Source organism: Corallococcus silvisoli, from assembly GCF_009909145.1.
In the GTDB taxonomy this organism is placed as follows: domain Bacteria; phylum Myxococcota; class Myxococcia; order Myxococcales; family Myxococcaceae; genus Corallococcus; species Corallococcus silvisoli.
The window spans coordinates 255,957-270,852 of sequence record NZ_JAAAPJ010000014.1; the positions used below are offsets into that span (position 1 = coordinate 255,957).

Sequence of the window (14,896 nt, forward strand, 5' to 3'; positions counted from 1 at the left end):
GATTACCCAGACCCGGGTCCTTGACTTGAAGTTGACTTCTGCTACGAACCGCGCCGCTTGAGGTTCCTTCTAACGACTGAGCGTCCGTTCAGGTCGCCCGGTCACCATCCAAGCCACCGTCAGTTGGGGAGAAAACCATGAAGAAGCTCATCCTGTCCGCCGTTGCCGCTGCCTCCCTCGTGGGCTGCACCAGCGTTGAGTCCGCCGTTGTCTCCGGTTCCGAGATCGCCGCCAACGGCGAGGCCGTGGCCGTCATCCAGGGGAGCTCGCTGGGCCTGACCGCGATCTTCCACATCATCGACATCGTGCAGAGCGACCTGGACACCGTGGTCAACAAGCTCCTCATCACCGAGGCGAAGGCCATGGGCGCCTCCAAGGTGGACCTGAAGACGGCGAACACCACGCCCCGTCACGGCATCTTCGCCCTGTTCGGCACCATCATCGGCGTCACCAGCTCCTCCGCGACCGGCGTGGCGGTGAAGTAGTCCCTGCTGCCTCCTCACCGAGGCAGTCCGAAGGCCCCCCTGGGAACAGTGGGGCCTTTTCCATTTTGAAAGAGGTCCTTCACCATGCGCGCCCTCCTGCTGCTGTCCCTCGTGTGCCTCGTCGCGTGCCGTTCCTCTTCGGGGAGCGGAGACGACGCGCAGCGGATGGCCCGCGTGCGCGAGCAGCTGGCCGCGCGTGACGCGAAGCTCGTGAACTACCAGCTGGAGGGGACGCAGACGGAAGGGGACACCGCGTCCGCGGGCTTCACCTTCGCGTACCGCGCGCCCCAGAAGATGCGCGGCACGGTGTCCGCGCCGCGGGCCCGCACGGTGTCGTGGGACGGCAAGCACCTGTACGAACAGGTGGACGCGAGCAGGCAGTTCACGACCTTCAACTCCCAGGTCTCCGCGCAGAAGCTGTCCGCGTTCCTCACCGAGGTCTTCACCCCCTTCGTGCCGGATGGCTTCCGCGCGCCGCTGCTCCTGCGCAGCACGAAGGCCCGCCGCGTGACGGACCTGCCCCAGGCGAAGGAGGCCGTGGAGCTGTCCATGACGCTGGAGGGCGAGGCGGGCGCGGGCGTGGAGGTGACGTACGTGCTGCGCTGGCCCGCCCTGGACTTCCTGGCCAAGCGCACGCGCGCGCCGGACGGCACGCAGGCGGAGGTGCGCATGGAGGAGGAGCACTGCGACGCGGCGCTGGGGCTGTGCGTGCCGCGCCGGCTGTCGCGCTGGGTGGGCGGCGTGAAGCAGGGAGAGACGGCGCTGTCGAAGGTGGACCTGAAGGCCGCGCTGCCCAACGACGCGTTCACGCCCAGCGCCCCGGACGGATACAGCGTGCAGACCCGGACACTCGTGGACAGCGAAGCGCAGGAGAGTGGACCGAATCCACCCGCGGGCGGTTGACCGTCTCGCGGCCCATCGCCACCTTGGACGGCGGAGGTTGCCGCGCATGGTCGAGAACGTCATCTTCGACGTCGATGGAACGCTGATGGACTCCGTGGACGAGCACGCCGAGGCCTGGCGCCGGTCGTTCATCGAGTTCGGCCGGGACATCCCGTTCGCCCACGTGCGCAGCCAGATTGGCAAGGGCGCGGATCAGCTGCTCCCGGTCTTCTTCAACGACGAGGAGCTGGAGCGCTTCGGCAAGGACCTGGAGGAGTACCGCTCCGCGCTCTTCAAGCGCGAGTTCCTGCCCAAGGTGCGCCCCTTCCCGCGCGTGAAGGAGCTGTTCCAGCAGCTGCGCAAGCGCGGCCGCAAGGTGGCCCTGGCCTCCAGCGCGAAGGACGACGAGCTCAAGCGCTACGTGGAGCTGTGCGGCATCGACGGCCTGTTCGAGACGAAGACGAACAAGGACGAGGCCGACAAGAGCAAGCCGCACCCGGACCTCCTCGAGGTGGCGCTCGCGAAGCTGGGCAAGCCGGCCCCCGCCACGGTGGTGATGGTGGGCGACACGCCCTTCGACGCGCTGGCGGCCGGCAAGCTGCACCTGGCGGCGGTGGGCGTGCTGTGCGGCGGCTTCCGCGCGGAGGACCTGCGCACGGCCGGCTGCCGCACCCTGGTGAAGGACCCCACGGACCTCCTGCACCGCCTGGAGCAGGACCCCGAGGGTTGGCCGTGGGACGCGGCGCCGAGGGATACGCCCAAGGACGAGGAGTCGCGCTGACGCGCGCTCCGGGGTGACGGCGGCCACGAGCCCGTGGCCACCGGTGCCCGCCTTCACGCCACCGCTACCGGCGCGAACCGCCGCGCTTGGAACGCGAACGGGACGGGCTCTTGCGCACGGGCGCGCGGCGCGCGGTGCTCTTGCGGGCCGTGGAGCGCTTGCCCGCGGTGCCGGTGCGCGACGTGGCCTTGCGTCCGGTGGTGGTGCGCCGGGCCCGGCTGGGCGCGGCCTTGCGGCGGGAGACAGCGCTCTTCTTCGCGGTGGCCACGCGGCGCTTGCTGGCCACGCGAGTGGCCTTGCGCGCGGCCTTGCGGGCCGAGGGACGGCGACGGGCCGCCTTCGCCTTGCTGCCGGAGCCCCCCTTCAGGCCGCCCCCGGTGAGCTTGTTGACGGTGGCCCACGCGCGAGCCTCCGCCGTCTTCTCGCCGGTGCCCCTCGCCTCGTAGCCCTGCTCGATCTTCCCGGCCATGCGCTTCTGCTTCGCCGAGTACCGGGTCTTGCTCCCTCGTGCCATGCATCACCCTCCTGGAATGCGTTCCGGCGCGGGTCCGTGGCACGGAGCCGCGTCACCGGGAAGGTGAACACGCCAACCCAGGCAGAGAACCCGCCAGCGCCCTACCCCTGTCCACCCACGGAAGCTCCCGCACCGCCAGGGTGGGGAATGGACAGAGCCCCTGCCCTTTTCGCATGGGGGCCGCTGGTGCTGGAGCGCCCTCGTGCGCAGGTTGGAGGCGCCGCACAGAAAGCCGAGGCTTCCCTCGTGGAACCCGCACTCAACGCACCGCCGCGCATGCGCCACCTGGACGAGGGGCCCGCGGTCCTGGTGGTGAATACCCGCTCCCGCTCCGGGCGCGAGGCCTTCGAGAGCGCCCGCGAGCTGCTCGCCGCCCACGGCATTCCCCTCCTCGCCGCGCACGCGCTGACCCGGCCCAGGCGCCTGCGCGCGGTGGTCGGGGAGGCCATCGCTTCGGGTGCCCGCCGCGTGCTCGTGGGAGGAGGCGACGGCACCATCAGCTGCGCGGCGCAGGCGCTGATGGGCCGCGACGTGACGCTGGGCGTGGTGCCCCTGGGCACCGGCAACGACTTCGCTCGCTCGCTGGGCATCCCGGACACGCTGGAGGCCGCGTGCGGCGTCATCGCCGGCGGCTACACGGCGCGGGTGGACGTGGGGCTCGTCAACGGGAGGCCCTTCCTCAACGCCGCCAGCCTGGGGCTCACCACCGCCATCGCGAAGCGGCTGACGCGGGAGCTGAAGCAGCGCGCGGGCAAGCTGGCCTACCCGGTGGCCGCCGCCGTGGAGATGCACACGCTGCAGCCCTTCCACGTCCGGCTCCAGGCGGACACCCGGACGCTGGAGGTGGACGCGCTCCAGCTCGTCGTGGGCAACGGCCGCTACCACGGCGCGGGCAACATGGTGGCGCCGGACGCCACGCTGGACGACCGCCAGTTGCACGTCTACGCCGTCACCGCGCCGTCGGCGGCGGACGGCGGCGAGCGCACCGGCCTGGGCCACCTGCACGACGTGGCCACGCTGGCGCGCGTGGCGCTGGGCATGCGCAGCGGCGGGCACCTGGAGCACGCGTCCGTCGTGCACCTGCACACGGCCCGGCTCGTGGTGGAGACGCGGCCGCCCATGGAGGTGAACGCGGACGGGGAGAACGTGGGCATGACGCCCGTGCGCTTCGAGGTGGCCCCCGGGGCGCTGCGCGTCTACGCGCCCCGGCCGCTGGAGGGCGCTACACCTTCTCCAGCACGCTGGAGAGCACCTGGGCGGTGAAGTTCACCAGGGGAATCACGCGCCGGTAGTCCATGCGCGTGGGCCCGATGACGCCCACCGTGCCCAGCACCGCCTCCGCCGTGCCGTAGGGGCTGGCGATGACGGTGACGTCGCCGGCGGCGGAGAACTCGCTCTCCGCGCCGATGAAGACGTGCATCTCCTTGGTGCGCTGCACGCGGTCCAGCAGGTGCAGCAGCTTGTGCTTCTCATCCAGGGCGCGGAACAGGGCGCGGATGCGCTCCACGTCCGCGAACTCCGGCTGCTCCAGGAAGGAGCCGGTGCCTTCGATGAGCACGCGCTCCGGCGTCTGGAGGTCGGTGGCGGCGGCGCCCAGCCGGAGGGCCTTGGCGGTGAGGGCGTTGTAGAGGGCCTGGTCCTGGTCCATCTCCGCGCGGATGCGCTCGCGCGCCTCCTCCAGCGGCACCTGGTGGAGGAGCTCGGAGAGGTAGTTGCTGGCCTTGACGAGCTCGTCGGACGTCACCGGGAAGTCCACGGTGAGGGCCTTGTTGTGCACCTGGCCGTTCTGGCCCACCAGGATGGCGAGCACGCGGTTCTCGCGCAGGCGCAGGAACTCGATGCGCTGGAACACGGCGGCGTCGGGGCGGGGCGTGAGGACCACGCCCGCGTGGCGCGTGAGCGAGTGCAGGACGCGGCTGGCCTCCGACAGGATGTCGTCCAGGCTGGACTCATGGACGAGCCCGGCGTGGATGAGCTCGCGATCGCGGGGGGCGGGGTCGCGCAGCTTCACCAGGGTGTCCACGTAGAAGCGGTAGCCTCGGTCGGTGGGCACGCGCCCCGCGGAGGTGTGGGGCTTCTCCAGGAAGCCCAGGGCCTCCAGGTCGGCGAGCACGTTGCGCATGGTCGCGGAGGAGACCTCGAACTCTCCGCGGCGCGTCAGGTGCTGACTGCCGACCGGACCGCCCGTGGTGATGTACTCCTGCACCACGGCCCGGAGGACTTCCTTCTCGCGCTCACCCAGCTCGTCGGGCATTCCCGCTCACGCTCCGGAAACCATGGGCCCGGGCTTCGGGCATCCACGCTTCCTGTAGAATTCTAAAAGGGACGCTCCGGGCATTCAATCCGGCGGGGCTGTTTGGGAGGGCAGGCAGGCGGGGGACTGGCCCCCGGGACCGAGGAGGGTGCGGCAAAGCGCACATCGCCCCGGGGCGGAGCGGGGGTTAGAAGTCCGCCCGCCGTGACCACCGCCACCGTCGAAGTCGCCGAGCCCGCTCCCCACCGGGGGTGGATGCTGTTCAGCCTCTTTTCGCTCTACGTCATCTGGGGGTCGACCTACCTGGCGATGCGGTTCGCCCTGACGGGGTTTCCGCCGTTCAGGATGGCCGGGTTGCGCTTCCTGATGGCGGGCGGGGTGCTGTTCGCGGGGTTGCGGCTCAAGGGCCAGCCGGGGCCTGGGGCGCGGCAGTGGGGCGCGGGGGCGGCCACGGGCTTCCTGTTGCTGGTGGTGGGCAACGGCGGCATCGCGTTCGCGCAGAACCTGGGGGTGCCGTCCGGCGTGGCGGCGCTGGTGGTGGGGAGCATGCCGTTGTGGATGGCCATCTTCGGGGTGGCGTTCGGGCAGCGGCCGGGCCGCGCGGAGCTGGCGGGGCTGGTGTTGGGGTTCGCGGGCGTGGTGCTGCTCAACCTCAGCGGAGACATGGGCGGCGGCGGCGCGGCGGCGCTGGCGTTGCTGGTGGCGCCGATGAGCTGGGCGTTCGGGTCGGTGTGGAGCCGGCGGCTGCCGATGCCCTCGGGGCTGATGACGCCAGCGACGCAGATGTTGAGCGCGGGCGTGATGATGTTGGGGGTGAGCTTCGCGCTGGGGGAGCGGATGTCGGACGCGGTGCCCCGGCTCGCGGTGGCCTCGTTCCTGTATCTGGTGATCTTCGGCTCGCTGGTGGCGTTCAGCGCGTATGGCTATCTGTTGCGGCACGCGAGGCCGGCGCTGGCGACGAGCTACGCGTACGTGAACCCGGCGGTGGCGGTGCTGCTGGGCGTGGTGTTCGCGGGAGAGACGCTGGGGCCGCTCACGCTGGGGGCGATGAGCGCCATCCTGGTCGCGGTGATGCTGTTGGCGCGCGGGAAGCGGTGAGCCGGCTCGCGCTCCTGTGCGTGACGGGGGCGCTGCTCACGGCGTGCGCCGGGAGCTCGCGGACGTCCAGGCACGGGGAGCTGGGCTTCGTCGATTCGGACACGGCCGCGCGAGCCCGGTATGCGGCGTACGTGGCGGAGCAGGCCTCCGCGCAGGCCGCGACCCGCGCCGTGGCGTCCACCCTGGTCCGGTACATTCCCCCGGCCGTGCTCGCGTTGATGCAGCACGAGCATGCGGTGGACGAGCTCGAGGAGCGCCTCGCGGCATGCGCCGTCCAGGCCGAGCGGCTTGGCAACGCGCGCTTCTTCCGCGACCGTCCTCCGACGCGACAGGAGTGCGGCGAGGTGGTGGAGCATGACGCCTGCGGCAATCCCATCACCCGGGCCATGCATCTGGGGAAACAGAAGCATGTGCTCGCGCTCCAGTGCGCCGAGGAGGCGTTGAAGGCGCTGTGGCCCGCGCCCTTCAGCATCGAGCAACGCTACCGCTACTATCCGAACGCACGGATGGTGGAGACCGTCAGCCGGCGGGAGGAGGCGCGGCTCATCGCCGACGGTTGCACCGATGAGCTCCGCGGAACCATCAAGCCGGACCTCGTGCTCCATGCGGACCGCGACCTGCTCAAGGCCGCGCTCATCCTGGACTTCAAGTTCCCCTGCCCTCAGACCAACCTGCCACAGTGGGCGCCCTATGGCCCCAGCAGCCCCCATTTCGGCAAGAACCAGGGTGAGGTCTACAAGGATGCCTTGGGCGGACCCGCGCTGCTCATCTCGCCTGCGACGGGAGTGAGGACGCCATGAGGGAAGGCCTTCCTAGCATCCGACTTCAGGCCAGGGGTGGATGGCTCGCGGCACGTGACGGCGTCGTGGTCTCCTTCTTCGTGCATCGTCCTCCCGAAGAGGTCGCACCCGCCATCTGGCGAGCCCTGCGGACCTATCTCCGCGCCATCCCGCCTGGAGCATTGGGTTGGTATGTCTCCGAAGAGGGGGAGATGGCCCCGCTCGATGACACCGGATGGGAGAACGTCCGGCAGCATCTGCTTGAGTCACCTTGGAATGGCGTTGGGGCCATTGAGCTGTGGGAGAGCCCCAGTGAGGCCGGCAGCTACCACTTTGAGTATTACGGGCGACGGATCAACGACCCCGTCTTCAAGGATCCGATCACCTCGGTGTCGTTCACGTTTCCCACCGAGTACCTGGTGGAGCGCGGCACGGCGCATCTGAGAACCCTCGCGCTTGAGCTGGCACGTGAACTGCCCTTCAGCTTCGGCTACGCGAGCCCAGCCATCATCTCCCCCCAAGGCTTGTTTGGCATGGGCGACTGGAGCGCCATCGAGGCGCTCATGGCTCGCTACCTGGGGCTGGATGCCTACCACACCCGTGAATTCAGCTCGGTCATCGGCACCCACGCACTGGGGGCCTACTGGCTCACGTTCCTGGGCCAACCGCTGCTGGGACAGCTCGGCGGCGTCGAAGCACTGCGGCAGGCGCTGCCAGATACCTCCCTGCTGCCCCTGGAAGACGAACGCCTGCTGATCACCCTGGGTGAATGGCCTGACGCCATCGACACCGAGAAGGCAGCCGTTCCTTCCCCGTACCGCGCATTGGCCTCCCTGCTGAGTCCTTGCCTTTTCGAATACACGGGGGACCTCAACGGATTTGAGCGCCTCATGAATCAGTGGCACAAGCGGCTCTGCCCGTAGTCCGCAATACCTCTCCCGAGGAATGGCAGTGTCTACGATTGACCAGCACCGTGTTTGGCGTGCCCACCGCTCCCATTCCCTGCGCCGGTGATATCGCGCAGGTCCGACACCGCCAGTATCTGGTCAACGAGGTCGTGGCTCCTTCGGATGTCCGGGAGCAACACACCCTCGTCCGGCTCACATGTCTCGATGACGACGCACAGGGCCGGCCCCTGTCTGTCCTGTGGGAGCGAGAGCTCGCCCCGCGGGTCATCCGTCCTGAACAGTCAGGACTGGGAACGCCTCAGCGCATCGACGAACCCCGCCACTTCGCGGCCTACCTGCATGCGCTCAAGTGGAGCTCCGTCACGGCCACCGACGCCCGGCTCTTCCAGGCTCCATTCCGCGCCGGCATCCACCTGCTCGACCATCAACTCACGCCGCTCAGAAAGGCGCTCGAGCTTCCACGGGTCAACCTCTTCATCGCCGACGACGTAGGCCTGGGAAAGACCATCGAGGCCGGGCTGGTGATGCAGGAGCTGATCCTCCGCCAGCGCGTGGACCGCGTCCTTATCGTCTGCCCGGCATCCGTGACGCTCCAGTGGCGCGATGAGATGGAGAAGCGCTTCGGCCTGCGCTTCGAGATCTTCAACGGCGAGTTCGTCTCACGTCGCCGTCAGGAGCGAGGCTTCCAGGTCCCGGTCTGGAGCACTCACTCGCGCTTCATCGTGTCGTACCAGACGCTCCGCCGCAGCGAGTACTTCGAGCCACTGAAGACGCTGCTGGAGGAGAAGGGGCCCCACAAGTCGATGCTGGTGCTCGACGAGGCGCACGTCGTCGCCCCCGCGTCCGCCAACCGCTACGCCGTCGACACGGAGACGACCCAGAGCATCCGCTCGCTGGCGGAGCGCTTTGAACACCGGCTGTTCCTCTCCGCCACGCCCCACAACGGACACTCCAACAGCTTCTCCGCGCTGCTGGAGATGCTCGACCCCCAGCGCTTCACGCGCGGCACCCGTGTCAGGGAGTCGCAGCTCGCCCCGGTGATGGTGCGCCGGTTGAAAAGCGACCTGCGGGCCCTTGGCAGCGCGCAGCGGTACCCCGAACGCCAGGTCGTAGGCGTTCGGCTTGCCCATACTGGGGGCCGCTGGGGCGCTGAGTGGCTCGGCCCAGACGGGAAGACCGTCGAACACACTGTCGACCTGGGCGAGGGGTCCCCCGTTGAGTTGGAACTCTCCCAGAAGCTCGCGCGTTACACGCAGCTCCTGGCGCCTACCACGAAGAAGAGCTGCCTCGTCTTCATCAACCTCCAGAAGCGGCTCCTCTCCAGCATCGAAGCCTTCCACCGCACGCTCTCCGTACACGCGGCTGCTTCTGGCGCGGTCGGACTGGCCCCCGACGGCGGCTCACTCACTGGCGACGCACCCTCCGAATCCGAGGAGCACGGGGAGACGGATGAGTCGCTCGAACTGGCGCTCGATGAGGCCGTGCGTGAGGACAGCCAGGGACTCTCCGCCAGTGTCCAGGCCCGGCAGCTCCTGGACGAGATGCTGAAGCTGAGCGCACGGCACCGCACCGCACGAGACGCCAAGCTTCGAGCCCTGCTCCACTGGGTTCGCGAACACCAGTGTCCGCTCACCCGGGGCGCCGCGTGGAAGCCCCGCCGGGTCATCCTCTTCACGGAGTACGGAGACACCCTTCGCTACCTCAAGGAACAGCTCACCGCTGCCTTCGAGGGAACCCAACGGGGGGATGAACGGATCCTCACGTTGACGGGTGGGCTCGATGACGCGAAGCGCGCGGAGGTCCAGGCTGCTTTCAACGGCCCCTTGGACGAGTTCCCCGTGCGCTTCCTGCTGGCGACCGACGCGGCTCGCGAAGGGATCAACCTGCAGGGCCACTGCGCGGACCTCTTCCACTTCGACGTCCCATGGAACCCCTCGCGCATGGAGCAGCGCAACGGTCGCATCGACCGTGCCCTGCAACCCGAGCCCGTGGTCCGGTGTGGCTACTTCGTCTACGCCCAGCGGGCCGAGGACGCGGTGCTCGACACCGTGGCTCGCAAGGTGGACACCATCGTCCGCGAGTTGGGCAGCCTGGGCAGCGTGCTGATGGACCAGATGCATGATGCCCTCGCCCAGGGCATCACGCAGGGCACGCTGGAGAGCGTCTCACGGGCCGCGACCTCCTCGCGCACCGAGGTGACGAAGCGAGAGCTTGAATCGCAGCGGACGCTCCAATCGCTGCGCAAGGAACTGGATGCCATTGGCGAGCTCCGTGAACGCAGTCGAGAGGTGATGGACTTCGACCCTGCCCTGCTTCGCGATGCGTTGGACGTGGGTTTCGAACTCGCGGGCGCCGGCCGGATGGAACGAGCGGAGGTCACGGAGGAAGGCAGGACGCTGGAGGCGTGGAAGGTCCCTGCCCTTCCCCCTTCATGGAACACGACCCTCGACGCCATCCGTCCCCGGCGAGAGAGGGACGAAGCTCCGTGGGAGTGGCGCGAACGCCCCCTCTCGCCCGTTGTCTTCGAAGCGCCTCCTGGGGTCTCCAGCAAGCTCGCCCACCTCCATCTGTCCCATCCCATCGTTCAGCGCGTGCTCCAGCGGTTCCTCGCGCAGGGGTTCTCCGCGAATGACCTGAGCCGGATCACGGTGGTCCGGAGCAAGCGCGACTCGGTGGCGCGCGTCATCATCTTCGGACGGCTTTCGCTCTTCGGGGCTGGCGCCGCGCGACTGCATGACGAGGTGGTATCGGTCTCGGCGAAGTGGCTGGACGGGGGCGGCAAGGGTCACTTGAAGCCCTTCGCGGACGAGGCGGACCGCAAGGCCATCGAACAACTCGAAACAACCCTGGCCGAGGCACCCGCGCTCTCCTCCATGCCGCGGTCGATCCAGGCGCGGCTTCTGGCCAGCGCATCCTCCGACTTCGCGAAGCTCTGGTCCTTCGTCGAGGAGCAGGCATCGCAGCGGGAGCAGGATGCGCGCAAGAAGCTGGCGGCACGTGGGACGGCCGAGTCGAAGGCGCTGACGCAAATCCTCCTGACGCAGCAGGAGACAATCCAGGAAGCCCTGAGCGCGCAGCTCGAGCTCAAGCTCGGCGGGCGCGAGGAACAGGACCAATGGCGACGTGACAAGGTCCACCTTGAGCAACGACTGACGGCCCTCAAGAAGGAACTCGTCGAGCAACCCCAATCATTGAAGACCCTCTACGCCGTACAGGTCGCCCGCGTGGTCCCCGTGGGGATGGTCTATCTCTGGCCGGTGGCGCGATGAGCATCGCTCTGGGGCATGGAGGAGAGCTCGAGCGCCGCTTCCACCAGACATGGCTTGGAATGGCGCAACCCATCGAAGGATTGGTGGTTTCAGTCCCAGTCCTCGAGGACGCGCAGTGCATGCAACGCCTCCCGGTGTCCGCCCAGTCGCGGTTCACCCTCCTGGCCGGCCGTGAGTCGCCCCGGGTGACCGATGTCCCGCGCTTCCTAGGGGAGGTGCTGGGTTACACCGGGGACGACTTCGTCACGGAGTTTCCGGAGGACCTCCGGCTCGACATCGCGGAGGGACAACAGACGCTCAGACCCACACGGGGCCTGCGGCGGCGCGGTCCTCCTCCAGCAAGGCCAGAAGGACTGCCGGATGACTCCACGCCCATCAGCAGGGCCGCGGAAGGCTTCGTGCTCCTGACCTGGGAGCTACCGCCAGGACTCGACCTGGACAAGAAGGAGGACATGACGGGCGCGTGGTTCTACGAACCGACCGCGAAGTTCGACCGCCTGCTGCGCGCCGCCCGGGTCCCTATCGGGCTGCTGTTCAACGGCGACTCCGTACGCCTGCTCTACGCGCCCCACGGCGAAACCTCGGGGCATCTCACCTTCCGGTTCAAGGACCTCGTCACCTCCAGCGGCCGCCCGCTGTTCGATGCGATGGTGATGCTCCTGCACGCGCGCCGCCTCTTTGGAGTGCTGCCCGAGCATCAGCTTCCCGCGCTCCTGGAACAGTCGCGCCGCCGTCAGGCGGATGTGACCGAGGCGCTCGCGGGTCAGGTACTCGAAGCGCTGGGCATTCTCCTCGCCGGCTTCGAGGCCGCCGCGGAGCGCGATGGCTCCCGGGCCCTGGATGAGGCGTTCTCGCGGGGGGAGGATCACGTCTACGGCGGCCTGCTCTCCACGCTCCTCCGGCTCGTCTTCATCCTCTACGCGGAGGACCGGGGCCTGCTTCCCGTGGACCAGGAGCCTTACCGCGAAGACCTGTCAGCGAAGGCGCTCCATGAGCAACTGGTCCAAGACGCCAACCAGTACCCCGACGCGATGAACCGACGGTTCGGTGCGTGGCCACGACTGCTGGCGCTCTTCCGGTGCATCTACCTTGGCGCTTCCCACGACAAGCTGCGGATGCCTCCCCGGAGGGGCCAGCTCTTCCATCCCGAGGCCTTTCCCTTCCTGGGAGGCGGAAGTATCGACGATTCGCGCGCGGACTCGCCCGCGCCATCCATCGATGACGGGACCGTCCATCAGGTCCTCGAGAGGCTCATCTTCCTGGATGGGCAGCGACTGAGCTTCAGGTCGCTCGACGTGGAGCAGATCGGCTCCGTGTACGAGGGGCTGATGGGCTTCCACGTGAAGCGGCTGACTGGCGTCGGACTCTGTCTCAGGCCCTGGAAGGTCTGGGTCTCCTCGGACGAGGTGCTGGCCCAACCCGCGAAGCGGCGCGCAGCCTGGCTGGAGGAGGCCGGACTCGAAGCGAAGGCGGTGAAGGCCCTGGCGAGGGTGCTGGAACAGTCGAATACAGCGGAGCAGGTCCTGGCCGCTCTGGAGCCGTACCGCGCGAAGGGTACGGAGATGCGTCGGCCGTCCCAGTTCGTGCTCCAACCCGGCGACGAGCGGCGGCGGACCAGCAGTCACTACACGCCCCGGAGTCTCTCCGCGCCCATCGTCCGGCGGGCGCTCGACCCACTTCTCAGGACGATGGGACCCGAGCCTTCATCGGAGCGACTCCTCAACCTGAAGATCTGCGACCCAGCCATGGGGTCAGGGGCCTTCCTCGTGGAGTCCTGCCGCTTCCTCGCGGACCAGGTCATCGCCGCATGGACGCGCGAGGGCGTGCTGAAGCGCGACAAGCACGAGGATGAGGTGATGCGAGCGCGGCGGCTGGTGGCACAGCGGTGCCTGTACGGCGTGGACAAGAATCCCTGGGCGGTGAGCCTCGCGAAGCTGTCGCTGTGGCTCGTGACGCTGGCGAAGAGTGAGCCCTTCACGTTCCTGGACCATGCACTCAAGTGCGGGGATTCGCTGGTCGGACTCGACCTGGAACAACTTCGTGCGTTCCATTGGGACCCGCGCAGCCAGAAGCAATCCGAGCTGTCCTGGGAGGTCATCCGGAAGGCGCTGACTCGAGGACTGGAGAAGCGCGCGGAGATCCTCCAGCTCGCGCTCGACCTGGAGGGGCCCGAACACAAGCCGATGCAGCTCGACCTGGATCCCGGCCGGATGAAGGAAGGGCTTCTCCGTGACGCGGATGCGGCGCTCAAGGACGTCAAGCAGATCGCCAATGCATGCGTGGGGGCGTTCTTCGCGCATGGGTCAGACAAGGAGCGGGAGAGGGAGCGCGTCCGCAGGCTCGACTTGATCGGAGCGTGGCTGTCTAAGGCCAAGCAGGGCGTTCCCCCTCCGATGCCAGCCTCCATCGCGGCGTTCTCCGCGCCGTCATGGACGTTCCACTGGCCGCTGGAGTTCCCGGAGGTATTCCACGGGAGTCGTCCGGATCCGCTCGACAACGAGCAGCCCAACAAGGCGGCGTGGATGGATGGCTTCGTCGGGAATCCCCCCTTCGCTGGGAAGAACTCCATCATCGACGCCGGGGGAGCGAACTACCTGCCGTGGCTCCAGGCGGTGCATGAGGGGGCGCATGGCAACGCGGATCTCGCTTCGCACTTCTTCCGCCGCGCGTTCCATCTGCTGGGCGAGCACGGCAGCTTCGGCTTCATCGCCACCAACACCATCGCGCAGGGGGACACGCGGGCCACGGGACTGAAGTACCTGGTGGACCACAACGGCCACCTGTATGACGCCGTGCGCTCCATGAAGTGGCCCGTGGCTGGAGCCAACGTCTCCGTGTCCGTGGTGCATCTGGCCAAGGGCCATGTCTCCGAGCTGGCACTGGAGCCTCGGCTGGATGGCCAGCGCGTGAAGCACCTCAACTCGCGACTGAGGGGAAAGCCTGAGCGCGCGGACCCCGTGGCGCTCGCCGCCAACGCGGGCAAGAGCTTCCAAGGCAGTATCGTCCTTGGCATGGGGTTCGTGCTCAGCCCCGAGCAGCGTTCGGCCTTGATTGCGAAGTCGCGCAAGAACACAGAACGCATCTTTCGTTACGTCGGCGGCGAGGAGATCAACTCCGACCCGACCCCGGGACTTGAAAGACATGTCATCAACTTCGGGCAGATGGAATTAAAGACAGCAGAGCAATGGCCTGACCTTCTTCGCATCGTGAAGGAGTTGGTGAAGCCGGAACGCCTCAATCTGAAAGACAACACTGATGGCAAGCGCCGAAAGTCGTACTGGTGGCAATACGGGCGATACACACCCGCTCTCTATAATGCACTGCATCCCATCTCCCGCTGCCTCGCCATCTCGCGCGTCTCCAAGCATTTGATGTTCTCTTGGCAGCAGACCTCCACGGTCTTCAGCGAGGGTGTTGTCGTCATCCCCGTGGAGCAGGACCACTGGCTGACGGTTCTGCAATCCCGTGTACATGAGGTCTGGGCCCGGCTGCTGTCCTCCTCCATGCGTAACGACCTCCGTTACGCCCCCAGCGACTGCTTTGAAACCTTCCCCTTCCCCGACGAGTCGCACATCTCGCGGCTCGACGCGGTGGGAGCACGGCTCCACTTCGAGCGCAGCCAGTACATGCAGGCCCACGGCATCGGACTGACGACGACGTACAACCGCCTCAAGGACAAGTCCGTCACCGACTCCGCGACCCAGCGGCTGCGGGAGCTGCACGAGACCGTCGACCAGGCCGTTCTGGATGCCTACGGCTGGAAGGACCTCCACGCACCTCCCTACTGCGGCGCCACCGCCTCGCAGCTCGAAGCCTTCGAGGACGACGTCCTCGACCGCCTCTTCGACCTGAACGAGCGCCGTGCCCACGAGGAAGCCCATCCCGGCTCGCGTCGTACGGCGAAGCCCCGCACCCAAACCGCGTGA

Annotated in this window: 11 protein-coding genes; 9 read left to right on the forward strand and 2 right to left on the reverse strand. The window is 68.1% G+C overall.

What is annotated here, in order from left to right:
- The first annotated feature begins 137 nt into the window (after nucleotides 1–137).
- The 3 genes from GTY96_RS27155 (at nucleotide 138) to GTY96_RS27165 (ending at nucleotide 2,148) form a co-directional block, all read left to right on the forward strand.
- Nucleotides 138–485 carry a hypothetical protein gene (locus GTY96_RS27155; protein ID WP_143902832.1) on the forward strand — a complete coding sequence of 116 codons (348 nt, stop codon included), beginning with the start codon at nucleotides 138–140 and terminating at the stop codon, nucleotides 483–485.
- 84 nt (nucleotides 486–569) lie between these two features.
- Nucleotides 570–1,388, forward strand: coding sequence for a hypothetical protein (locus tag GTY96_RS27160; protein ID WP_161666242.1), 819 nt, complete (start codon nucleotides 570–572; stop codon nucleotides 1,386–1,388).
- 46 nt (nucleotides 1,389–1,434) lie between these two features.
- The gene (locus GTY96_RS27165) at nucleotides 1,435–2,148 is read left to right on the forward strand and encodes an HAD family hydrolase (RefSeq protein WP_143902836.1); all 714 of its coding nucleotides are present in this window, start codon (nucleotides 1,435–1,437) and stop codon (nucleotides 2,146–2,148) included.
- Nucleotides 2,149–2,212: 64 nt separating this feature from the next.
- Here GTY96_RS27165 and GTY96_RS27170 read toward each other — a convergent pair whose 3' ends face one another.
- Nucleotides 2,213–2,662 (reverse strand): transcriptional regulator, encoded by a 450-nt coding sequence (locus tag GTY96_RS27170; protein WP_161666243.1) that lies wholly within the window; start codon nucleotides 2,660–2,662, stop codon nucleotides 2,213–2,215.
- A 276-nt stretch (nucleotides 2,663–2,938) separates the two neighbouring features.
- On the opposite strand from GTY96_RS27170, the gene GTY96_RS27175 reads away from it, so the two are divergent.
- The gene (locus GTY96_RS27175; protein WP_161666272.1) at nucleotides 2,939–3,925 is read left to right on the forward strand and encodes a lipid kinase; all 987 of its coding nucleotides are present in this window, start codon (nucleotides 2,939–2,941) and stop codon (nucleotides 3,923–3,925) included.
- Here GTY96_RS27175 and hrcA read toward each other — a convergent pair.
- A complete protein-coding gene (gene hrcA / locus GTY96_RS27180) occupies nucleotides 3,885–4,916 on the reverse strand; it encodes a heat-inducible transcriptional repressor HrcA (RefSeq protein ID WP_143902840.1) in 1,032 nt (343 codons plus the stop codon). The two genes, GTY96_RS27175 and hrcA, sit on opposite strands and share 41 nt — an antisense overlap.
- Nucleotides 4,917–5,120: 204 nt before the next feature.
- On the opposite strand from hrcA, the gene yedA reads away from it, so the two are divergent.
- The 5 genes from yedA (at nucleotide 5,121) to GTY96_RS27205 (ending at nucleotide 14,896) form a co-directional block, all read left to right on the forward strand.
- Complete coding sequence (yedA, locus tag GTY96_RS27185) at nucleotides 5,121–6,014, forward strand: drug/metabolite exporter YedA (protein ID WP_255442288.1); 894 nt, start codon at nucleotides 5,121–5,123, stop codon at nucleotides 6,012–6,014.
- Nucleotides 6,011–6,814: a hypothetical protein gene (locus GTY96_RS27190; RefSeq protein ID WP_161666244.1), complete on the forward strand. Its 804-nt coding sequence runs from the start codon at nucleotides 6,011–6,013 to the stop codon at nucleotides 6,812–6,814. The genes yedA and GTY96_RS27190 overlap by 4 nt, the downstream gene beginning before the upstream one ends.
- Nucleotides 6,815–6,879: 65 nt before the next feature.
- The gene (locus GTY96_RS27195; protein WP_328701023.1) at nucleotides 6,880–7,716 is read left to right on the forward strand and encodes a type VI immunity family protein; all 837 of its coding nucleotides are present in this window, start codon (nucleotides 6,880–6,882) and stop codon (nucleotides 7,714–7,716) included.
- 38 nt (nucleotides 7,717–7,754) lie between these two features.
- Nucleotides 7,755–10,970 (forward strand): DISARM system SNF2-like helicase DrmD, encoded by a 3,216-nt coding sequence (gene drmD / locus GTY96_RS27200; RefSeq protein ID WP_161666246.1) that lies wholly within the window; start codon nucleotides 7,755–7,757, stop codon nucleotides 10,968–10,970.
- Nucleotides 10,971–11,089: 119 nt separating this feature from the next.
- Nucleotides 11,090–14,896 (forward strand): DNA methyltransferase, encoded by a 3,807-nt coding sequence (locus GTY96_RS27205; protein WP_235685894.1) that lies wholly within the window; start codon nucleotides 11,090–11,092, stop codon nucleotides 14,894–14,896.